Annotated in this window: 23 protein-coding genes and 1 riboswitch; of the genes, 14 read left to right on the top strand and 9 right to left on the bottom strand. The window is 40.2% G+C overall.

All coding sequences use genetic code 11. The features are described 5' to 3' along the window. Positions 1-3 precede the first annotated feature (3 nt). Entirely contained in the window at positions 4-903 is a 900-nt protein-coding gene (locus IW510_RS13140) for a hypothetical protein (RefSeq protein WP_202060390.1), read from the bottom strand. Positions 904-1,245: 342 nt separating this feature from the next. Here IW510_RS13140 and IW510_RS13135 point away from each other — a divergent pair, with 342 nt between their 5' ends. Beyond that, positions 1,246-1,647: a DUF6892 domain-containing protein gene (locus tag IW510_RS13135; protein WP_202060388.1), complete on the top strand. Its 402-nt coding sequence runs from the start codon at positions 1,246-1,248 to the stop codon at positions 1,645-1,647. A 79-nt stretch (positions 1,648-1,726) separates the two neighbouring features. Here the strand turns inward: IW510_RS13135 and IW510_RS13130 are convergent, their stop codons facing one another. The 3 genes from IW510_RS13130 to IW510_RS13120 all read right to left on the bottom strand — a co-directional run bounded on the left by IW510_RS13130 (position 1,727) and on the right by IW510_RS13120 (position 3,857). Further along, positions 1,727-2,413, bottom strand: a complete 687-nt coding sequence (locus IW510_RS13130) for a hypothetical protein (RefSeq protein ID WP_202060386.1) — start codon at positions 2,411-2,413, stop codon at positions 1,727-1,729. Positions 2,414-2,442: 29 nt separating this feature from the next. After that, complete coding sequence (locus tag IW510_RS13125) at positions 2,443-2,967, bottom strand: helix-turn-helix transcriptional regulator (RefSeq protein WP_202060384.1); 525 nt, start codon at positions 2,965-2,967, stop codon at positions 2,443-2,445. Positions 2,968-3,275: 308 nt separating this feature from the next. Beyond that, positions 3,276-3,857 (bottom strand): TetR/AcrR family transcriptional regulator, encoded by a 582-nt coding sequence (locus tag IW510_RS13120; RefSeq protein WP_202060382.1) that lies wholly within the window; start codon positions 3,855-3,857, stop codon positions 3,276-3,278. Positions 3,858-4,072: 215 nt separating this feature from the next. On the opposite strand from IW510_RS13120, the gene IW510_RS13115 reads away from it, so the two are divergent. From IW510_RS13115 to IW510_RS13095, 5 genes are all read left to right on the top strand, one after another. Then, a complete protein-coding gene (locus tag IW510_RS13115) occupies positions 4,073-4,978 on the top strand; it encodes an ABC transporter ATP-binding protein (protein WP_202060380.1) in 906 nt (301 codons plus the stop codon). 1 nt (position 4,979) lies between these two features. Beyond that, the gene (locus IW510_RS13110; protein ID WP_202060378.1) at positions 4,980-6,581 is read left to right on the top strand and encodes an ABC transporter permease; all 1,602 of its coding nucleotides are present in this window, start codon (positions 4,980-4,982) and stop codon (positions 6,579-6,581) included. Positions 6,582-6,963: 382 nt separating this feature from the next. Continuing rightward, positions 6,964-7,413, top strand: a complete 450-nt coding sequence (locus IW510_RS13105; protein WP_202060376.1) for a DUF2975 domain-containing protein — start codon at positions 6,964-6,966, stop codon at positions 7,411-7,413. Further along, complete coding sequence (locus IW510_RS13100) at positions 7,413-7,622, top strand: helix-turn-helix domain-containing protein (protein WP_202060374.1); 210 nt, start codon at positions 7,413-7,415, stop codon at positions 7,620-7,622. The genes IW510_RS13105 and IW510_RS13100 overlap by 1 nt, the downstream gene beginning before the upstream one ends. Then, on the top strand, positions 7,623-9,092 hold the full coding sequence (locus IW510_RS13095) for a DUF4153 domain-containing protein (RefSeq protein ID WP_202060372.1): 1,470 nt from the start codon (positions 7,623-7,625) through the stop codon (positions 9,090-9,092). Between the two features lie 141 nt (positions 9,093-9,233). Here the strand turns inward: IW510_RS13095 and IW510_RS13090 are convergent, their stop codons facing one another. Together IW510_RS13090 and IW510_RS13085 are read right to left on the bottom strand one after the other, a co-directional pair. Then, a complete protein-coding gene (locus IW510_RS13090) occupies positions 9,234-10,763 on the bottom strand; it encodes a flavocytochrome c (RefSeq protein WP_202060370.1) in 1,530 nt (509 codons plus the stop codon). Between the two features lie 225 nt (positions 10,764-10,988). Next, the gene (locus tag IW510_RS13085; RefSeq protein WP_202060368.1) at positions 10,989-11,240 is read right to left on the bottom strand and encodes a zinc-ribbon domain-containing protein; all 252 of its coding nucleotides are present in this window, start codon (positions 11,238-11,240) and stop codon (positions 10,989-10,991) included. Positions 11,241-11,460: 220 nt separating this feature from the next. On the opposite strand from IW510_RS13085, the gene IW510_RS13080 reads away from it, so the two are divergent. The 5 genes from IW510_RS13080 (at position 11,461) to IW510_RS13060 (ending at position 16,445) form a co-directional block, all read left to right on the top strand. Then, positions 11,461-11,607 (top strand): hypothetical protein, encoded by a 147-nt coding sequence (locus IW510_RS13080; RefSeq protein ID WP_202060366.1) that lies wholly within the window; start codon positions 11,461-11,463, stop codon positions 11,605-11,607. A 176-nt stretch (positions 11,608-11,783) separates the two neighbouring features. Beyond that, a riboswitch (M-box (ykoK) riboswitch) is annotated at positions 11,784-11,953 on the top strand. 234 nt (positions 11,954-12,187) lie between these two features. Further along, positions 12,188-13,114, top strand: coding sequence for an LCP family protein (locus IW510_RS13075; RefSeq protein WP_202060364.1), 927 nt, complete (start codon positions 12,188-12,190; stop codon positions 13,112-13,114). After that, a complete protein-coding gene (locus IW510_RS13070) occupies positions 13,111-14,304 on the top strand; it encodes an FtsW/RodA/SpoVE family cell cycle protein (protein ID WP_202060362.1) in 1,194 nt (397 codons plus the stop codon). Before IW510_RS13075 ends, IW510_RS13070 begins: the two co-directional genes overlap by 4 nt. Beyond that, complete coding sequence (locus tag IW510_RS13065) at positions 14,285-15,499, top strand: FtsW/RodA/SpoVE family cell cycle protein (RefSeq protein WP_202060360.1); 1,215 nt, start codon at positions 14,285-14,287, stop codon at positions 15,497-15,499. Before IW510_RS13070 ends, IW510_RS13065 begins: the two co-directional genes overlap by 20 nt. A gap of 130 nt (positions 15,500-15,629) precedes the next feature. Beyond that, entirely contained in the window at positions 15,630-16,445 is an 816-nt protein-coding gene (locus tag IW510_RS13060) for a hypothetical protein (RefSeq protein WP_236674745.1), read from the top strand. Positions 16,446-16,496: 51 nt separating this feature from the next. On the opposite strand, the gene IW510_RS13055 is transcribed toward IW510_RS13060, so the two are convergent. From IW510_RS13055 to IW510_RS13045, 3 genes are read right to left on the bottom strand one after another with little or no spacing between them, the layout of a single operon-like run. Continuing rightward, positions 16,497-16,868 carry a DUF1304 domain-containing protein gene (locus IW510_RS13055; RefSeq protein ID WP_202060358.1) on the bottom strand — a complete coding sequence of 124 codons (372 nt, stop codon included), beginning with the start codon at positions 16,866-16,868 and terminating at the stop codon, positions 16,497-16,499. Positions 16,869-16,885: 17 nt separating this feature from the next. Then, complete coding sequence (locus IW510_RS13050; protein WP_202060356.1) at positions 16,886-17,521, bottom strand: nitroreductase family protein; 636 nt, start codon at positions 17,519-17,521, stop codon at positions 16,886-16,888. Beyond that, positions 17,518-17,979, bottom strand: a complete 462-nt coding sequence (locus IW510_RS13045) for a MarR family winged helix-turn-helix transcriptional regulator (RefSeq protein WP_202060354.1) — start codon at positions 17,977-17,979, stop codon at positions 17,518-17,520. Before IW510_RS13045 ends, IW510_RS13050 begins: the two co-directional genes overlap by 4 nt. Positions 17,980-18,267: 288 nt before the next feature. On the opposite strand from IW510_RS13045, the gene IW510_RS13040 reads away from it, so the two are divergent. The 3 genes from IW510_RS13040 to IW510_RS13030 are packed head-to-tail and all read left to right on the top strand — an operon-like array spanning position 18,268 to position 22,350. After that, a complete protein-coding gene (locus tag IW510_RS13040) occupies positions 18,268-18,735 on the top strand; it encodes a MarR family winged helix-turn-helix transcriptional regulator (RefSeq protein ID WP_202060352.1) in 468 nt (155 codons plus the stop codon). Then, positions 18,732-20,468, top strand: a complete 1,737-nt coding sequence (locus IW510_RS13035; protein ID WP_202060350.1) for an ABC transporter ATP-binding protein — start codon at positions 18,732-18,734, stop codon at positions 20,466-20,468. Before IW510_RS13040 ends, IW510_RS13035 begins: the two co-directional genes overlap by 4 nt. Next, positions 20,458-22,350 carry an ABC transporter ATP-binding protein gene (locus tag IW510_RS13030; RefSeq protein WP_202060540.1) on the top strand — a complete coding sequence of 631 codons (1,893 nt, stop codon included), beginning with the start codon at positions 20,458-20,460 and terminating at the stop codon, positions 22,348-22,350. The genes IW510_RS13035 and IW510_RS13030 overlap by 11 nt, the downstream gene beginning before the upstream one ends. The last annotated feature ends 4 nt before the right edge of the window (positions 22,351-22,354 follow it).

Raw genomic sequence — 22,354 nt, 5'->3', positions numbered from 1 at the left:
ATGTTATTTCCAAATAATTGGGATTACCGCAGAACCATTATATCTATAAGCGCCGTCTTCTGTTTCTGCGCGCCAAGATAAGTTGAGTTCTTTTGTCCCATAGGGAACGGCATTCCATTTTAACACGCCATCTGTGTTAGAGAAGCCGGTATCTGTTGAGCTATAAGTTAGAGTGGTATCACCAAATTGTGTGGATAAGGTGATGGGTTCAAACACCTCATATTTTCTATAGCCGTTTTTCATACTAATAGGTTCGAATTCACCATTAAGCATTTCGATATAGATATATTCTAAGCTGCTCAAATCAGATAACGGGGACAGGTCCTGTAAAACCACACTTTCCGGTATGCCATATTTATACGTCTCTTCTGCTTCTTCTACTGATTGAGTATAGCCGCTGGTGAAGATGTCACCATCTGTCTCTATGTTTAATGAACGCAGCTGCTGCATATCCTTCACAAAATTTAGTGAAGAGACTCTAGCATGATTTAAATGTAAGCGTTCCAAGTTCACCAATTTACTCAATGGACGAAAATCGGTTACGCCTTGCAACCCATCGATACCGAAGTAGTTGATGTTTGTGAAGTGATCCAGCCCTTCCAGACTTTCGATATACCATACCTCTTCAGAAAATAACCCTTCATATTCTAAAGCAGATTCCGGTGTAATCAAGCCGTAGTTTTTGAATAAATCTGAGTTGGTGACACTGGCATGCCGATTATGTCCTGAAACAACATAACGTAAATCAAGTGACGGTATCTGAATATACTGACCTGCAACTTGTTCATTGACATACTCCCAATACTCGTTTCCAGAATAAGCTGATGCAGTTTCAGCAAATCCCAATCCTCCTAAAATCCCCAGTGCAACTATTCCGGTTCCCAATAAACTTTTCAAACGCATAAAAACACCCCTTCTATTATTAGTTAACTTAATAATAGCACAAAAAGACGGTTATGTATTTCTTTTTTTAAATAATAAATAACTAAAAAATAAATATTATGATTTTGATTTATATAAAATGTTTTTTTGAAACGTGACGAGAGAAAAGTAAGAATTATGTGTCTAAGTAGAGCAGTTAAGGGGAAAATAGTTGAATAATCTTTATTGTCTAGTGGTTGAGAAGAGTTAAATGATGAAAAACGATATGCCTAAAATGAAAAAGTAAGATATACTTGGAGCATAAGCTAAAGGATGAATGATGTCGAACAAATAGGAAGTTGAACGGTTAAAAAGGAGTGTAGTATGTTTGATGATTTGAATTTTAAGTTAGTGGTGGTGGAGGCCCTTTTAGAAAAAAAGCCTAGCTTTCTAGCGGAATTGCATGTAATAAAAAGTAAGTTTGTAGATAATTACGAATGGTATACGGAGGTAAATCCTAAACCAATTCCTGAGGTTTTAGATTTTTTAAAGGGCATCGTGCTTTCTAAAGCTGATTTGGTAAAGGTTGAAGAGCTGGTTTTCGATGGCGGGTCAACAATCTATTCATGGCTTATTCCAGATTGGGATGGTGAAGATGGCAGCTTTGACGTCACATCGGTTCAAGGATTTGAACAGTTAGTCAATCTTAAGAAAGTACATTACCTGTCGCTATGTCCTAAGTCGGTGCTGCGGCCTATGATAAATGCCGGAATTGAAATCTGTTAACTAAAAAAGAGTCTCTACTACTGCTTTACGGTATAGATACTCTTTTTTTAGCTATTTTTTTATTTAAGTCTGACTAAGCTTAAAACAATGCCAACAAAATCAGCAGCAAAGAAGTAACGCAGGTGATGGCAATCATCATTTGTTCATCCTTCAGGGTCCCTTGCTGCAGCTTTTTCTCCACCCGTGCATCTATAATCGAAACGGTAGGATAGCTGCTTGAGAGCAGCTTTCTGTATGCAGTGGCAGCCGGAGTCAAGGCTACAGTGACATTCCTTGTGTTTTTGTCTAATTTCTTTTTCAGCTCCTCGAGCGTTTCAACCTCCCAGTAGATGTTTGGATATTTCTTCATCAGCTGGCGTAAATCCTGATCGGTGTATCGTGGATAGTCTGCTTTTACAGGAACGCCTTTGACATTTACTGAAGGGGCTTCGGCCAATACGTATCCGGTACTCATGTTGAAAACAAAGGCACGGGAAGCCATCGATTTCATGAATTGGTCGGTAGATAGTTCAATCACTTGAAGCTCAGGGTTCCATTGCTTGAATTGTTCTGTGTGTCGCCGAGTTAAGGCTGTGACGACCATAACTTGATAGTTCTGAATATTTTCCTCTGTGATTTCAAAGGCTGCTTTTTGTTCCCAATGGATGTCGCCATATTCCAGCAGCAGGTAGTTTTTTAAACGCGGGAGATAGTGCTGATCCTGTCGCGCATATTGAATTGAATTATTCTCTTGAATAGACATCGTTAAAATGAGCCCGTTTTTCATGATAGATTTTTCCTCCGTTCTATGGTCCATCAGCGACTTCCAATGATTGAGTTCTGAATGATGAATCCCACAATAATCAATACGATAAAGCCGAAGCATAGGTAAACACCGGGATCAAACATATTTTCTCCCTGACTGTAAAGGTTAGATAGCCGATTGGTTTTTTTGAGAGAAGCTGCAGTAATCAGAAAGCCTACGAAAGCATAGACAAGTAAGAAGCTAATATTTTCTTTCCTAAGAATGATTTGCAGAACAACCGATAACAACGACCAGTAAAATAATAGAAATGTGTATCTTCGAGTTGGTGCCGGTTTTAAAGGTGTTTGAGGAGTAATTGGCTGGACATCCATATTAACCGCTTCTCCCTTCAATAATTCATCTAAAGAAATTTTATACAATTCACTCAACATAATCATGTTTTCTAAATCTGGCTGATTTTTCCCATTTTCCCAGCCGGAAATAGTCTGCCGACTGACATAGATTTTTTCTGCCAGCTGCTCTTGTGTTAATTCGTGTTTTAAGCGTTGCTCTTTTAATTGATTCCCAATACTCATTTTCTTTTCCCTCCTTGCACTCAGTATACTAAACCCTTTTTATTTTGTCGTGAAAATAACAGAGAAATCAGCGTAAAAGCTGTTTGACATGCTGGTATATCAAGGGATTTAGCAGATATTTGAAGATGATATATAAACGGTGAAGCAACAAAAAAACCATCTGATAATCGTCAGATGGAAGTAGGGATTAGATGAACAATTGAAATAAATACTCTTGTAGTTCCATTTTTTTCCGACTCAAAAAGGGGACAAATGATAAATAAAAGAGAATAGCCATCATCGTAACTTTGAGTTTTCTGCTGTTTGTGTTACTCTCGTTTCCCATATATCCCGTATAAAAACATTTCCATGATTTCCTCGCTGAAAGGAAGGATATCTTTATAGATGGCTTCATCCTGCATTGAAGTTGTTAAAAGCTGTAAATAGAGCATCAACGCCGGCATGGACAATTCCTGATTAATCATACCTTCTTCCTTTCCTTGCTCAAACAATGCCTGATAAAGGACAATCCCTTTTTGGAGAAATTCAGTCATGGAATCATCTGGATGGCTGTATTTCAACATGAGGGCTTCATAAAATTCGTTATGAATGTCCTTTGATACCTGTCCTTTTATGAAAATTAGGTACTGCATCTTTTCTTCAAAGCTTTTCTTTGAATCAATCATCCGCTTGAAATCGTCATAGGTGCTGTTGAAATAGAGTAGGCAGGTCTGATCCAGAAGGTTCTCTTTGGAGCCGAAGTAGTTGAATATTGTGACAGGAGAAACACTCGCCTGTTTGGCAATAGCCTGAACCGACGTATTTTTGACTCCTTGGTGCATAAATAGCGCCAGCGCGGTCTGAAGGATTGTTTGTTCTTTTGCTTTTCTTCTGCGGTCAAAACCATTCATCTTAGTCAGCTGCTCCTTTTTTTAAATAATTTTTTTGTTTTTTCTACATATATAATATAGGGTATTTCATGAATTTTTTCAATTGACAGAGTACATAAATTGTTGCTAAAAGACAGGAAAGAGCGTATATTATGAATTATAAAAATAGGAATAATTCATATTTTATTGGAGGATAGTTACTCATTATCTAGATATATGGGCAGGAGGAAATGAAAATGAATGTCATTGAGTTGAAAGGGATAGATAAGAATTTTGGGCATGTCGAAGCCTTGAAATCAGTGGATTTGACTGTGAAGCAGGGGGAAGTCTTTGGTTTTATCGGTCCGAATGGTGCCGGGAAGTCAACAACAATTAAGGTGCTTTTGGGAATTCTCAAAGCGACTTCTGGAACAGCGACTGTTTTTGGTATGGATGCATGGAAAGAAATCGTTGAGAGCCATAAAAGAATTGCGTATGTTCCGGGAGATGTGAATCTATGGCCGAACTTGACAGGTGGGGAAGTAATCGATTTATTCATGTCCTTACAAGGAAATCCGAATGCTGAGAAGCGAGAAGAATTGATTCATCGTTTTGACCTTGATCCAACAAAAAAATGTAGCAGCTATTCGAAAGGAAATCGTCAGAAGGTAGCGTTGATTGCTGCTTTTTCCAGTAATGCTGACTTGTTTGTATTAGATGAACCGACATCCGGACTTGACCCATTAATGGAAAGAGTTTTTCAAGAATGCGTAGAGGAAGTAAAATCACAGGGAAAGACGGTCTTGCTTTCCAGTCATATTTTATCCGAGGTAGAACGATTATGTGACCGAATTACGATTATTCGTAAGGGAAAGATTATTGAAACAGGGACACTAAGTGAACTGCGGCATCTTACTCGCACATTGTTGTCGGTTTCAACTAAAATGCCAGTAGAGGGACTATCTGAGCAGCGTGGTATCTATGACTTATCAGGAACAGCAACTGAGTTTAAATTCCAAGTAGACTCTGAAAAAATGGGCGACATTATCAAGTTTCTTGCTCCTTATGAGGTAGTGAAGCTGGAAAGTACTCCGCCAACATTAGAGGATTTGTTCATGCAGCATTATGAGGATCAAGCGGGTAAGCTGGAAGGGGACGAGTAAGATGAGTGTCTATTTTTCAGGATGGCAGAAATTACTGCGCTTGAATCTGCGTAGGGATCGCTGGCAGATTCTATTCTGGCTGATTGGCATAGCTGGGCTATCAATAGCTGTTGCGGGAGCCTTTCCAGAGCTGTTTCAGACAACTGCGGAGCGTCAGGTAATGGCAGAAACAGTCAGAAATCCGGCAATGATTGCGATGATTGGTCCCAGCAGCAGCTTGGATAACTATACAATAGGTGCGATGTTTGGTCATGAAATGACTCTATTCATGGCTATCACAGCAGCAGTCATGACCATTCTTATGACCGCACGTCATACGAGAGGCGATGAAGAGGATGGACGACTGGAAATGATTCGAGCATTGTCGGTCGGTCGTTTGGCGCCGCTTATTGCGGTTATCGTTGAGATGGTGCTAATCAGTCTTTTAATTATGCTTACGAATGGCGTTGGCGTGGGATTGCTGGGGGTTAAGACGATGCCGATGGGTGGTTCTTTATTATATGGAGCTGCTTTGGGGAGTGCCGGCTTGGTTTTCACTGGTGTAACAGCTGTTTTTGCACAGCTGGCAGAATCCAAACGAGGAACAGTTGGCTTTTCTCTTAGCTTTTTAGGACTGGCCTATCTATTTCGGGGCTTTACTGATTTGAGCAATGAGAATTTTTCATGGCTGTCCCCTTTAGCCTGGGTGTATAAGACCGAAGTATTTGTGAATAACTCTTGGTTTCCAATCCTTTTAAGTATTATCTTTTCACTTGTCTTGTTTTGCGTCAGCTTCTACCTGAACAGTATTAGAGACTTGGAAGCAGGCTTTATTCCACAGCGAAGCGGCAGAAGTCACGCAGGTTCTTTTTTACGACAACCGCTGGGGTTTAGTTTCCGCCTCGTGAAAACGACGCTAATCAGCTGGTTTGTCGTGATGATTGTTGCGGGTATCAGCTATGGATCCATTTTTGGTGATTTGGAAAACTTTTTTAAATCCAGCGACCTCTTGGCTATGCTGCTGCCGGAGAAAAGTAACTACTCATTGACGGAGCAGTTTATGACGGTTTTGATGGTGATTTTAGCGATTTTAGGAACGATTCCTGTTTTAACTGTTGCTTTGAAGCCTTACGCAGAAGAAAAGAAAAGTCGACTTGAACAGCTTCTTTCAAAATCACTTACACGAACGAAGCTTCTCGGCACGTATGTCTTCATCGCTTTTTGTGCATCAATCGTTATGCTGGCTGCAGCGGTGTTTAGCCTATATGGCGCTTCAAGCAGTGTGATGGCTGAGCCGATTGCATTGGCGGTCATGATGAAATCCGGTCTGGTTTATTTACCCGCTGTCTGGTTTGTCATGGGTGTGGGTATCTTATTCGTAGGCTGGCTTCCAAAATGGAGTGGCACCGTCTGGTTTTATCTGGTCTTTTCTTTCTTTGTAGATTATCTAGGCAGCCTGCTTAAGGTGCCTAAAGGTATCAAAAATCTATCGGTATTCAGCTACATTCCACGTATTCCTGTCGATTCCTTTGATTGGCAGCCACTGCTTATAATCACATGCCTGGCAATTTTACTTCTGGCTGGCGGCTTTATCGGGTATAGACGGAGAGACATTGCAGGGTAAAGAGAATACGGGAAAAGTTTAAACGCTTTGTTTCATGCTTGATTCAAGCAAGTAGCTATTTTTACGATAACTATTGAATTGAACGAAATAATGAAGAGAGATTGGACTGCTAGTAAGTCCAATCTCTTTTTGTTTTTAAATCGGAGCCTTTGATAGCAAGCTGGGAATATGTAGAAAACTCAGACTTATCATTTGAAAAGAAGTCTTTCAGTTTTCTTGTTTGCTTTACTAATTTTTAACTTTTATGAAAAAGGCTGAAAGTATCAGCTTTCCCCCTTTTTATTAATCGTAAATCAATATAAATTTATCGATTATCGATAAATTTATATTGACTGTCAAAAAGACCTGCCGTATGATGAAGGTACTTGAAGGAGGGAACAAAATGAACTGGACGGATAAACAGTCAACCCGCCTCTCTGCTTGGTGCATTTATATTCTGGCAGCGATGATGCTTGCGGCAATGATTTTTATGTCGAGCTTTATCGAAGTCATTGTACCGCTCCATGCAGTGTCACCGACAAACAAGCATCTATTTGTTTTTACATTGGAGTGCTGTCTTGGTGTGGGGCTGATTATTTTATTTTTGCTGCATCGACTAATTCAACAAATTGATAACGATGAAACATTTACAGAAAGAAACATCAAAAATTTACGGCTGATTAGCTGGCTGTGTTTTCTGGAGGCGGTTATTCTGCTGATATCAGGAAGCTACTACTATCCTTGGCTGTTTGTTGCAGGGGTTGCGGCCTTCGTCGGTGTTATTGTAAGAATAATCAAAAATGTGTTTTGCCAGGCACTTTTGATTAAGGAAGAGAACGACTTTACCATCTAATGGCAATTGTTGTAAATATTGATGTGATGATGGCAAAACGAAAGATGAGTGCAGGAGAACTGGCAGAAAAGATTAATTTAACTCCGGCGAACCTTTCGATTTTGAAGAATAATAAGGCAAAGGCAATCCGCTTCAGTACCTTAGAGGCGCTATGTAAAGCATTGGATTGTCAGCCGGCAGATATTTTGGAGTATCGGGAGGAAGAGTAGATGATGGAAGTAAATCAGGAGGAGGACCTGCAAAAGCACTGGGAAGAAAAGCGGCCCTTATTTGATGGAAAAGACGTAGTATTTAGTTTACTTAGTATTATTATTGCCTATATTGCAGTTCAGGAAATTGCACAGGATCGTGGGGGATTCTGGACAACGATGCTGTCACTGATTTTTGTCAGCTCTATCTATGGCTATGCTAGAGTTCGAGAGGTGAAGCTGAGCTGGATTCATTATGGCTATCTTGGGTATATCTTTGCGCTGAGTCTTTCCTTCAGCCTTTTTGAAAACAAAATCCTGATGGGGACGAATTCGCTGCTGCTCTTTTTCAGCTGTATGTATTGGGTGCTGGTAGTTGCGGGTACCAGAAAGGGAAATCAACTAAGCAGCTATGTCTTTTTTGATTTTATTGATGGGTTTCTAGTTCGACCTTTTAAAAATGTGGCTGCAGGTTTATCCATTTACCGTTTAGTAGGAAAAGAACACAAATCCATGAAATTGGTAATTCTTGGGATCGTTATTTCGTTCCCTGTTGCCGCGATTGTGATTTCTCTTTTGAGTAGTGCTGACAGCATGTTTGAACGTTTTATTCGTTCAGCCGCAAACTTCATTTCTGTTGGTTTAGCGGAACAGTTCATGATATTCTTGATTGCGATTCCGCTAGGGATGTACTTATTCTTGTGTGTCTATAGGAATTTGGAGAAAGCGCCAGTCAGCCAACATGTTATTCCATCAGTCAAAGGTCCTGATGTACTTTTTCTAACTATACTATTCATCTTTATCTCAATCTATCTGTTGTTTTTCGTGGCAGCAATTATGGGGTATATTGAATTTCGCAATGGTGATACAGCCTATACTTTATCTGCTTATGCGCGTGAAGGCTTTTTCCAACTGTTGGCAGTGTCACTAATCAATGTCGGTATCTTCTCTTTAATCAAACTGTTCAGTCATAGTTCAAAGGGAATCAAAGTCAGTCTAAGTATTATCGGCATTGAAACACTGGCGCTAGTCATTCTGGGATTTGCCAAAATGCAGGTCTATATCCAAGCATTTGGCTTAACACCTTTACGCTTCAATACCTCTTGGTTTATGGTTGTTTTGGCACTGTGTATCTGTGTATTTATTGCTTCCCTATGGCAATCCTTCAAGTATTTGAGAGCCATCATTCTCATCGTAAGCATGAGTGTCCTTTTCATGAGCTATCGTAATACAGGAAACGATATTGTTTCTTATAATTATGAAAACTATCAGCGGGGTGAGCTGAGAGACCTGGACATTTCTATTTTCTATATGGTCGGTGTCGAGGGTGTACCAACGGCTGTCAAAGCCTACGAAGAAGCAGAGAGTGGCGATGACAAAGCTTCTTTAAAAGAATATCTTCAAATGATGCAACAGCAAATAACCAGCAGCAAGATTAGTAATCTGCAACGGTCAAGAAATGCCGAACTGATTAAAAAGGCAATTGGCTAAAAAGGAAAAATAAAAAGGGAAAGATAAAAAGGAAAATGAATAAATAAAAAGGTATCAGCGGCTTTCTTGCCGAACTGATACCTTTTTTCTGAGAGCTTTTGTAAATGTTAGCTGCTAAAGCAGCAGATATGAGGTTGCCTGTTATTCCTTTTCAGCAAAGGCAGCGGCTTGGACACCCGCTTGTCTGCCGAAGACAATAATTTCACCTACAGAGTTTCCACCAATACGGTTTTCTCCATGAAGACCGCCTGTTACTTCGCCTGCTGCATAAAGACCTGTAATAGCTTTTCCGTCTTTATTTAACACTTGTGTTTCCTTATTGATTTTCACACCGCCCATTGTGTAGTGGATTCCCGGTGCGATTTTGATTGCATAATAAGGTGCTTTTGAAAGGTCGTTATCCATTCCTGTTGTTCGACCAAACGCAGTATCATCCTGTGCTTTTACATCCGCATTCCAAGTTTTCAGTGTTTCCTCCAGCTTGTCCGCAGGCATATCCAGCTCATTCGCTAATGCTTCGATACTTTCGCCTTCGACCACATAGCCTTGCTGTTCATAGAATTCGATAGCTTTTGCCCGTTCTTTGACACCGGCATCAAAAATCAGGTAGGCTGATTTTTCCGGCAATGCTGTGATTGCTGCTGATACTTTATCTCTTGTGTCCAGCTCGTTAACAAAGCGCGTACCTTCTTGAGAAACTAAAATACCACCTTCACCACGTACCACTTCACCAATCAATACACCTTTGTCCTGTTGTACTGTCGGGTGAATTTGAATTTGATCCATATCAACTGTTGTGCCGCCGACTTCTTCAATCATCTTGATGCCGTCGCCTGTACTTCCAGATTGGTTTGTCGTTACATAGCCCTTTAAGTCTGGACGATATTTTTCAATAATATCACTGTTGGCACCGTAACCGCCAGTTGTCACAATCACTGCTTTCCCTGTGATGTCTTTTGTCGTTTCGTCTTTAAAAGTCACTGAAACGCCTGTTACGGTTCCATCTGTTTCATTGATTTTTGTTACGTCTGCATTAACGAATAATGGGATATCATTTTCTTTCACATTTTGGAACAAGCCATCGACTAAGTATTCTCCAATGGCAGAACCATCCTCCGGTCTGTGCGTACGTTTTTCACTCATTCCGCCTGTAATAGTCAGGTTGTTCAGCTTGATACCAATGGAATCCAGCCAGTCAATTGCTGAAGCGGAGTTATCTACAAAATAACGTAAAAGCTCTTTATCATTTGTCCCATGTCCACCTTCAAGTGTTTCTTCATAGAACTTATCGTTACTATCTTCAATACCTTCTTCTTTTTGGAACGTTGTTTCAGAAGCGTTCATACCACTTGAAGATTTTAACGTATTTCCGCCTGCTACAGGCATTTTCTCAAAAATGACAGGGTTCATGCCCTTTTCTTTGGCTTCGATTGCGGCTGTCATTCCGGCACCGCCCGCACCAACAATGATGATGTCATAGTCATCTTTCAGCTCAGAAATATCTGTGTATACCTTCTCTGATGCACCGGAAGCAACATCTGCTGAACTGCTTTCACCAGTTGAGTTTGAAGAAGCGCTGGAATCAGCTGTTTTACTGTCTGATCCGCAACCGGATGCAATGGCCCCAAATGCCAATACCCAAGTCAATAATACCATCGTTCTCTTTTTCATAAAAAAACCCTTTCCTTGAATAGATTGTGTTTGAATTCACAATCCTAGTATACGGCTTTTTACAGCAGATGAAAAACAATTTATTTATTCAATGAGAAAATATGGTGAAGTGTTCTAATCCTTGGTACAGAGTGCTTTTAAATAGGAGGAAGAAGGCTGAAGAGTCGAAGCAGTGAAGGCAGGGACGTGTCAATAATGTTCTTATATGTACGGATAATAGTTTCCTCAAAGCATGAGGACATGGGTCTTGCCTGATAGATATTTTTTCAGCTTTGTTCCTGAAATTTCTCTTTTTAGGTCGCAGATTGGACAAGAGATATAGCTGACTGCATGGATTGTATACAAAGGCTTTTCGAATAGAACAATCTTTCTTTCGATACGATGGGCTTTAAACGTAACCGGATTTTTGCAATGGGCGCATTTGCGTTGAATAAAGGTGTCTCCCAAGGTTATCTTTATCTTTTTTGATTTTAGCATTATTATTATCTCCTATAAAAAATTTGCAGATTTTAGAATAACAAAAAGAAACAGGTTGTTCAACTCAAATTTTTCTATGTAGAATGGAATAGTTGATAAATAAAGGGTTGTGTCGAGAGTGTTGGATATGTTACGGATAATTATATAACAATTGTTCTTGTCTTTTTGCAAATGAGAAATTGTTTATAGCCTAAATGAGAGGTTGTCGTGAAAATGCGTAATGGACATAATTTTTTTGGAGGAAGAAGAACAAATATTTGCCTATAAAATAACCATACGGATTAAGATTATGATAGATATGAGTATAGGTAAAATCAGAGGAACAGCGATTGTTTTATTAAGAAGAGCTAAAGAAATGATTAAGTAATCGTAAAGGTTTATTGGCAATTATTTCTTCTTTTTTTAAAAGTTAGGCACACCTTAAAGTTGTGGTTGCAATGATCCTTAAAAATAACAATTGTTGTTTTAGGGTGATAGGTTGTATCTATTTATCATTTGCTCTGTTGACTTCTGACGCCAGACATTCTATATTTTGTGATGAATTGAATGACTTGTTAGGTGAGGCTCCTATACAAACACAGGCTGCTGCTCAAATTTGTCGAAAGACAGTAATGGGTAGAACAGGGATTGTCGAATTAAGGCTTTTCAAAAAGCAGCTAAAAGCATCCGCTTTTTACGTTGTATAGTGCTAAAACTCAACGAAGAGAAAATCAAGTGTCGTTGAATGGCAGACAATTGTCTGTTCAGTCATGCGTGTATTTTCCATGAACACTTTCGTTGATCCTTCTCATATGAAAGTGTTTTTTGCTTTTATAAAAGCTTTTTGATATGGAGAAGAGGATGGCGCAGCATGATATTTCTATCGATGGCAGAAGAGTGTGTATCGTTAGTGCAGGTTTTTGATTCAGTGAAAGATGTATCAATAGTTGAAAAGTGAGGGATTGGAAATGAACAAACTGTGGAAATGGCTGGTAACGGGTATACTTTCGTTTGTTTTAGTAGGGATGATGATTTTTTGTTATTCGGTTATCAGTTTTCATAAGGGAAAACGGCAATCACAAACACAAGTAAATACAAAGAAAAATGAATCCTTTTCAGGAGACGAACGTACTGAGACAGGAGAGATTACCATATTGCTTATTGGTGATGATGGGCGGGATGAGGATGAAGACGGTGGAAGAGCCGATACCTTGATGGTCGCAAATTATAATACAGCTACCAAAGAGCCGAAGGTACTCTCCATTATGAGGGATGCATACGTAGATGTTCCGGGAGTTGGTATGGATAAAATCAATGCGGCCTATGCTTATGGAGGAGCTGGGCTAACAAAAGATGTATTGAATGAAACCTTTGGCTTGCCAATCAATTATTATGCAGCGATAGATTTCAATATATTCACTAAGCTGATTGATGACTTTTTCCCTGATGGGGTTCAGGTTAATGCTGAGACAGCACTCGAATTGGACGGTGTGGAAATTGAACCGGGAGAACAAATCATGGACGGCAATACGTTGCTGCAATATGCAAGGTTTAGAATGGATGAAGAAGGCGATTTTGGGAGGGTACGGCGTCAACAGCAGGTTGCCGATTGCCTAATTAAACAGGCAAAAAGCGGATTGCCAATTACTCAGCTGCCGCGTTTACTGGGAGAAGCAATTGGGTATGTTGATACGGATGTTCCTTATGATATTTTATTGGACGTTGGTAAAAACTTTCTATTCGGACAAATTAAGGAACTGCAGACGCTGTCTGTACCGGTTGAGGGCAGTTGGTCATTTAATGACTATACACCTTCAGGGAGTGTGCTGGAAATCGATGCATGGGAAAATCGTTTGGCAATCGAGGCATTTTTAGCTAATGGAGAAGGGCAATGAAATGGCCTGCAAAGCGATTCTATATAGAATGGAGTTTGTTACTGCCCTATCTCATTTTATGTATAGCCGGGATTCTGTTAGTTTATAGTGCCAGCTCGTATCAACTGATGCTTAACGAGTTAAGTATAGGCAGTAAGGGGTGGAAACAATTATCTTCCTTTGCCGTAAGCCTCGTCTGCTTATTTGCCGTCTATCAGATAAAATTATCGATTTTCAGGAGTAAAGGTTTTCTCTTTTTATTGATGAGCCTGACGTTTTTTCTTTTGTTGTTTACGCTGAGTAAAGGTGTCCGAGCCGGTGGTGCAGTGCGGTGGATTAACTTAGGATTTATGATTTTTCAACCCTCTGAGTTGGTTCCGCTGACCTTACTTTTGTACTTTAGCAGGATTACTTCGAATCGTCCTGCTGAGGAATCATTCTCATTTGACTATTACAAAAAGGCGCTCGTTTTGTGCCTGCTATTTATTATTTTGGTGAGCTTGCAGCCGAATCTCGCAGCAGGAGCAATGATTTTCCTGCTTGTGTTAACCATGCTGCTGGCAAGTGGTCTGTCGCCTTACTTCACTCTTGTTCCTATTGTTGGATTTGTTGGTGTTAGAGAGGGCTTAAGTCGTTTACTCTTGAGCGGTTCAGTTGACTGGCTGCCGGATAAATTTTCGTATTTGATTACTCGTTTCAAAGTAATGGAAAATCCGTTTATTGATCCGACGGGGATTGGTCATCAATCGGCCAGCGCTTATTATGCCATTTACAATGGCGGTTTGTTTGGTCGCGGATTAGGCAATAGTATTCAAAAGAAGGGCTTCCTACCTGCTTCAGATACCGATTATATTTTTGCGACAGCAATTGAGGAATTGGGATTATTTGGTGGACTTTTTCTTCTGCTTCTTGTATTTTTTATGGTCATTCGACTTTATCAGCTGTCTATTCGTTCAAAAAATCTCTACCATTCACAATTATTTCTTGGCTGCGGGACAATCCTATTGCTTCAGGTCGCGGTTAATGTTAGTAGTTTGCTGGGGTATATACCGCTGACAGGCGTGACTTTTCCCTTTTTAAGCTATGGTGGTTCTAGCTTATTGATATTGAGTATCGTTTTAGGAATCGCCTTGAATGCACGAGCAACAGAACTGAGAGAGCAGTCGTTAGCTATCGGAGGAGGAATAGGACATGGAAAGAGAAAAAAATGAGTGGATGAATTATGCCTTATTACTGCCGGTATTTTTATTGGTGCTCGTAGGATTTGTTGCACAGTATGGGGCTTTTGAAGCAGATCCAGCTATTATTGATAGTGGACCCTTACTCTGGAAACAGATTTTATGGACAGTCCTTGGCGTAGTAAGTATGTTGGTCATGCTATGTATTCCGCTTCGATTTTTATGGAAAGCTACTCCTTTTATTTACGGAGGCAGTCTGGTATTGATGATGCTTTTGCTTCGATTTTATGATCCTGTCATGGCTTCAGTCACCAACACCCGAAGATGGTTGCGATTAGGACCGCTAACCTTCCAACCTTCGGAATTTATGAAGATAGGCTATATTCTAATGCTTGCCCTAATCATTACTACTGATCGAAGAAAAATTGACGATACTGAAACAGTCATGAAAGCAGATTTAAAACTACTCTCCAAGATGCTGGCTGTTAGTTTGCCGGTTTGGCTGTTAATGTTTTATCAAAAGGACTTTGGCACAAGCTTGGTTTTTCTGTCCATTTTTGCAGGTATGTTGGTGGTTTCAGGGTGCTCGTGGAAAATTTTAGGCACGGGATTTGGTGTGCTCAGTGTACTGGGCGCCAGTGCGATTTTGATGATTCTTACGGAACAAGGGCAAAAGCTGCTCAAGCTGCTTCATTTTCAACCCTATCAATTTCAACGGGTAGAGGTGTGGCTCCATCCCTTTGAATATGCGGATGGCATCGGGTATCAACAGGCAAGGGGTCTGACTGCCATTGGTTCAGGTGGACTGTTCGGAAAGGGGCTGACAGAGCTTGAGGTCTATGTTCCTGTTCGTGAATCAGATATGATATTTACGGTTATCGGAGAGGCATTTGGTTTCTTTGGAGCTACATTGCTTTTGCTATTGTTTTTTTATCTCATTTACCAAATGCTTATTTGTACCATGCAGGCGAATAAAGAATTCTATGCCTACGTTACAACAGGTGTGGTCATGTATTTCTTGTTTCATATCATTGAAAATATAGGTGCAGCAGTAGGACTTCTTCCATTGACGGGCATTCCGCTTCCGTTTCTAAGTCAAGGTGGTACAGCTTATCTGGCTAACTTTATTGCTGTAGGCTTGGTTTTGTCTATGTATGACCAAAGAAAATGGCTTAGTCGATTCTCTGTTTTTGAAAAATCAACAGAGCCAGAAAGGCAAAGAAAATAAATAGATTTTTGTTATGCCAATAAAGAAAATTCTTCTATCTGTTGCACTTATTTCGATAGATAATCAAATTGTTCGTGTTATTCATCGGCGTCTCTTATAATGATTGTAAAGAGAAATAAGGAGTGGGAGAATGATGGGAATCAAACTAAATGTGCAAATCGAAGAAAATAGAACAACAATTCAGCTAGATAATGACAATGGTACAATTGAAATTATAAAAATGGAGCAGAAGGAAAGCTTGCCGAAGCAATCCGCAGTTTCTCTTCTTTTAAATGGACGGACAATTGTTGGTGTTGAACAGATAGATGGACAGCTGCCAACAACAAAGGAAAAGGTGAACGGCATCATTGCTATCACACCTTCTTGGGAAATTGAGCCTCATTATCTGGCGCAGTTTTTGACAGCTGAAGCGGAGAAGAATGGCTTGGTGTTAGAAACAACGAGGGATAAAGCAAAAGTTCCAGCTAATAGAAAAAAAGCTGTGGCTGCTTATGGCGCTGAGCTTATAACAGTACTGCAGACCTTTGGTTATGAACTGCAACCGGCTAAGCAGCTGGAAGTAAAAGAAAGCAAGCCGAAGCCGGCAAAGGCAAGACATCGTTGGAGCAAAGCAGTCAGTGAGGTTGAATTCTTCATTGATACGAGAGAAAGTAAGGCGACAGTGATTTGGCAAAAAAGAAATGAGATGCTGTTAAAAGCCGGTGCTCAGATGATGAAAAACGCTCCTTTGAATAAAGATGGCTCTCTGGGTTTTTCAGCGAAAATGGGGGAGAAAATCAGAGCCGATCATGCGAGTCAGGTAAAGGACTTTAAAACAACAGAGGACATTATATTGAAGAGTGTCAATGAGGTCGGTTTATTCCTTTACTTCGGTGGTACCAATAGCTGGCTGGAAATGTTTGATAAAGATGGAAAGACAATCAACGAGTGGACGGTTGTTGAATAAAGCAATAAAAAACGAGCGTATTTCCTTTTAAGAGGAGGCGCTCGTTTTTTTCTAATTGAATAATAAAAGGCTTAGCAGTGCCAGTATTGCTGGTCCGCCTTGTTTGAAAATAATCGATTTGGAGCTGGTGAAGCCGCCATATAAAGCAACTGCAACAATAATGAGCAGAAAAACGGTGACCATTTCCAAGGGAGCAGAGGCAAAAAATAGGCTGTAGATAAGGCCCAATGCCAGCATGCCATTATAGATTCCCTGATTTTTCAATAGTACAGAAATCGTTGGCGTACGTAGTTCTTGAGTTGACACACCAAATGTTTCTGATGTTTTTTTAGAAGCTGTGGCGAAGGTTTCTAAATACATGATATAAAGATGCTCCAAAGCAACAATGCTAATCAATAGTGTGGGTATCAATGATAGTGGCATGACCTTTTCCTCCTAGCTTATTTCCAAGTTGTAAATTTCTCAGGATTCAGACGGAAGGATTCGTAGCCGGTTTCTGCAGCTTTACCAATCGAAAGAATCAATACAGGGACATAACGTTCCGGATCAAGATCAAAGGCTGCTGCCAGCTGATCGGCTTCAAATCCACCGATAGCGTTGGTATCATAACCATGTGCGCGTGCCACCAGCATCAGCTGCATGGCGAAAAGGCTGCTGTCGATTTTGACTACATCATTCATTTTCTCTTTTGAAAAGCTTTGATAGTAAGGCAGAATCGCTGCTAACTGATGGTCTCTTACTTCAGCTGGCATTTTACCCACTTCAACGGCTGTATTGTAGATTTCTTCTCCATATTCATAGCAGTTCAGATCGCCAAAAATCAGAATCATAGCAGAGGAAGTTTCGTTTTGAGTTGTATTGAAACGGATTAACGGTTTCAGCTTTTCTTTTCCTTCATCTGATTCGACGATGACGAAGCGCCATGGCTGCATATTAACAGAAGAAGGCGCTGTAGCTGCCTCAACTAGCATCTGTTCCATTTCCTCTTTTGAAATTTTTACGGATGGATCGTACGCACGTACAGAGCGGCGATTTGTGAATAAATCTGAAAAATCATTATTTGTGAATGAAGTCATTCAATCATTTCCTTTCTCTTTTCAATTGTGTTCGAAACGGCTTCTGCGCGTTGGTTGAAGTCGCTCAAGAATTGTTGAAGCAGTTGCAGTTGTTCCTTAGAGTAGCCTTTAAACAGTGTTTGTATCAATTCAGCTTTACTGCTGTCACAGGAGTGGAGGATGTGATTTCCCTGATCGCTTAAATGAACGATGACCTCCCGTTTGTTTTCTGTATTTCTTTCACGAATGATGTAGCCCTTATCCTCCAGAATTTTCAGGTGTCTGGTGATAGCTGCCTGATCAATCTTTAGTTTTTCCTGAAGGGTTCGTTGTGTGACATAATCTTGTTTTTTCAGCTGAAGCAATAGCTCATACCTAGTCAGACTAATGTTCATCTGCGCTTCAAAAAGCTGGGTAATATGCAGGTCTGCTTGTTTTAACAAGAAAAAAATATCACTGAAGGTTGCATCAGCAGTCATTGTGTCTCCTCCTCTCGATATATGACTTGTCAACAATTGATAAGTCATAGTATAGCCTTGTTTGATTTTTTGTCAAAGAATTAGTCTTGAAAAAAATGGACACTATTAATAGAGAAAAATCAGCTAGAGCAGTATCGTTTAAGAAAGCCGGTTCCTTTGATAAAATGAAGGAAGTGAATAGAGGGGTGAAAATGAAATAACGAATGTTTTTCAGAAATTTTCCTTGACCTTTTCCAGTTATTTATCGTAGAATAGTTAGGCAACGAACTATTTGTGAGGGGAAGCAGGATGAATAGAAAAGTATCGCTACGTGTCAGAATACTGGCCAATGAATTGAATCGGAAGGTTGGAGAGCTTCTGAAGGAAGAGGGAGATCCTTCTTCTGCCACCCAAATGCGTGTGTTGAATTTTATTCATCGCAAAAATCGTGAAGAGGTGCCTGTGTATCAGAAGGATATTGAGCAGGAATTCGATATTCGCCGCTCGACAGCCACGGGAATTTTACAACGTTTGGAGAAGCGGCAGCTGATTGAACGGCAATGCTGTAAGGATGACAATCGCTTGAAGGCGATTTTTTTAACGGAGCAGGGGCAGCAAAAGGTCAACGAAAATATCAGTAAACTGCAGCGGTTTGATCGTTTATTGATAGAGGGAATTTCGGAAGATGAGCTTGATGTATTTTTCAGACTGCTTGATACACTGTCTGAGAATAGTAAAAGCATAGATATTGATAAGGAAGGCAGGCGAGATGCATGATAAAAAAATTACTTGCTAATGTTGGTGAGTATAAAAAAGAAAGTCTGATTACTCCCCTTTATGTAACAGGAGAAGTAGCATTAGATATTATTATTCCTCTGATTATGGCAATGATGATTGATAAAGGAATAGAAAAGGGCGATACAAATGCCATTTTGATGTATGGGGCGCTCCTGTTTGTTTGTGCCGTTATTGCGTTATTTTTTGGAGCAATGTCCGGTCGTTACGCAGCTGTGGCATCGGCTGGTTTCGCCAAGAATCTTCGGGGAAACCTGTTTGAAAAAATACAAGGCTTTTCATTTTCAAATATTGATCGTTTCTCTACATCCAGTTTAATCACACGGATGACGACGGATGTGACAAATATACAAAATGCCTACCAAATGATTATTCGTTTACTTGTCCGAAGCCCGCTAATTTTCATCTTCTCATTGGCGATGGCATTCAAAATTAATCAAGATTTGTCTATTATCTATTTAGCAGTTGTGCCATTTTTATTGATAGGTTTAGCTTTGGTTATTTATTTTGCTCACCCAATTTTTGAAAAAGTTTTTCGTATTTACGATAAGCTGAATAATGTTGTACAGGAGAATCTGCAGGGAATTCGAGTAGTGAAATCCTATGTGAGAGAAGATTTTGAAGACGATAAATTTAAAGATGTTTCTAAAGACATCTACAAAAATTTCTCTCGTGCCCAAAGTATCGTTGCCTTCAATAATCCGATTTTACAGTTTGCAGTGTATACTTGTATGCTGCTGATTTCTTGGTTAGGTGCCAAGTTCGTTGTTGGCAGTACATTGACAACCGGTGAGCTAATCAGTATGTTCACTTATACGATGCAGATTCTAATGAGCTTGAATATGCTTTCTATGGTATTTGTGATGGTGATTATTGCACGTACTTCAGCAGAACGTGTAACAGAAGTATTGTCAGAAGAAAGTGATTTGAAAAATAATGATCACCCATTGTTTGATGTACCCAATGGCACAGTGACCTTTAAAGATGTTTGCTTCAGCTATGCCAATGATCCGGAGAAGCTGGCGTTAATGCATGCCAATATGACAATTAAGGCTGGTGAAGTAATCGGAATTGTCGGTGGTACAGGAAGCTCTAAATCGACAATGGTTCAGTTGATTCCGCGACTATATGATGTGACGGAAGGGGTCATTGAGGTTGGTGGACACGATGTAAGAGAGTACGACTTGAAAACACTTCGTGACCAGGTAAGTATGGTGCTGCAAAACAACGTTCTGTTTACTGGAACAATCAAAGAAAATCTGCGCTGGGGAAATGAAGATGCAACGGATGAGGACTTGATTCGCGTGTGTAAAATTGCTCAGGCGGATAGTTTCATTCAGGAGTTTCCGGATAAATACGATACGATGATTTCTCAAGGCGGGAATAACGTTTCCGGTGGTCAGAAACAGCGTTTGTGTATTGCCAGAGCACTTTTGAAACAACCGAAGATATTGATTATGGATGATTCAACCAGTGCGGTTGATACGAAAACAGACCGCCTGATTCGTGAAGGAATGCGTAAGGAAATTCCCGGAACAACGACCTTTATCATTGGGCAGCGTGTTTCCTCTGTTCAAGACTCTGATCGAATCATTGTGATGGACAAAGGGATGATTAATGCAATCGGCACACATGATGAATTGCTGGCAACGAATGAAATTTATCAGGAAGTCTATGAATCTCAACAGAAAGGGTTTGGTGAAGATGATGCGTAATGATCCGAAAAAAGGCGCTCGCGGCCCTCAAAATCCTTTAAAAACCTTAAGACGTTTGTTTTCTTATATGGTAAAAAAATATAAGGTTCAACTGGCTCTAGTCATGATTTTCATTTTACTCAGTACCTATGCCAATGTACGTGGCTCACTGTTTCTTCAGGTCGTAATTGATGACCATATCACACCGTTGCTGGGGCAATCGAATCCTAATTTTTCAAGTCTTTTGAAGGCAATTACAACGATGGCCTTTATCTATGCGATGGGGGTTATCTCCAACCTGCTTTATAACTTGATTATGGTGCGTATCAGTGAAGGTACGCAAAAAGAAATTCGAGACCAGATGTTTACTCATATGGAAACTTTGCCAATCGGCTATTTTGATTCAAACTCTGATGGGGATATCATGAGTCATTTTACTAATGATACCGATACCTTGCGTCAGATGATTTCTCAAAGTATCCCGAACCTGCTGGCTGCCATTGTCAGCTTTATCAGTGTCTTTATCGCAATGTTTTCTATCAGTGTGCCGTTGACTTTGATTGTGATTGTTTCTGTTGGAATCATGATTCTGACCATTCGTACAATTGCAGGTCGAAGCGGTAAATACTTTGGAAAACAGCAGAAAGACTTAGGTCGAGTGAATGGGTACATTGAAGAAATGATGCACGGTCAAAAGGTCGTGAAGATTTTCAATCATGAGCCTACAGTTATCAATGAGTTTAATGAAATCAATGAATCGTTACGTGAAAGTGCAACGCAGGCGAATAAGTACGCCAATAGCTTAATGCCGATTATGATGAATCTATTGAATATTCAATATGTTCTATTGGCAATTATCGGCGGATTGTTCTCTGTTTATGGTATTTCCGGACTGACGATTGGGATGATTGCTTCTTTCCTTCAACTGAGTCGTTCATTGAATATGCCAATCAGCCAAGTGTCGCAACAAATTAACTTTGTTATTATGGCACTTGCGGGAGCTGACCGAATCTTCAAGCTTCTTGATGAAAAATCAGAAGTGGATGATGGCTATGTTACACTGGTCAATGTTAAGAGAGAAAACGGCCAACTGGTAGAGAGTGAAGCACGGACCGGGATTTGGGCGTGGAAGCACCCCCATGAGGATGGAACAGTAACCTATACAGAGCTGACCGGAGATGTCCGCTTTGAGGATGTGTCTTTTGGCTATGTTGAAAATAAACGTGTGCTGAAGGATATCCAGCTGTATGCCGAACCGGGACAGAAGGTCGCTTTTGTTGGTGCAACAGGTGCCGGTAAAACGACGATTACCAATCTGATTAATCGTTTTTACGATATTCAGGAAGGAAAAATCCGCTATGATGGCATTAATGTGAAGAAAATCAAGAAGCATTCTTTAAGACGTTCATTAGGAATTGTTTTACAGGATACGCACTTGTTTACCGGAACCATTCGTGAAAATATCCGTTATGGTAAGCTGGATGCAAGTGATGACGATGTCATCCAAGCGGCACAGCTGGCAAATGCAGAGGTGTTCATTAATAATCTGCCTGATAAGTATGATACGGTCATTACCGGAGATGGTGAAGGCTTGTCTCAAGGACAGCGGCAGCTATTGGCAATTGCCAGAGCAGCGATTGCTGATCCGCCCGTGATGATTATGGATGAAGCAACCTCAAGTATTGATACTCGAACAGAGAAGCACGTTCAGGCGGGGATGGATCGTTTGATGAATGGCAGAACAGTATTTGTTATTGCCCATCGGTTATCAACCATCCAAAACTCAGATGTTATCATGGTAATGGATCATGGCCGCATTATTGAACGAGGGACCCATGATGCCCTGTTAGCTGAGAAAGGTGTTTACTATCAGCTGTATACAGGAAAAGTGGAGTTGGATTAGTCAA

It is taken from the genome of Enterococcus sp. BWR-S5 (assembly GCF_016745255.1).
GTDB lineage: Bacteria > Bacillota > Bacilli > Lactobacillales > Enterococcaceae > Enterococcus_L.
This window is presented reverse-complemented; position numbering and strand designations above follow the sequence as displayed.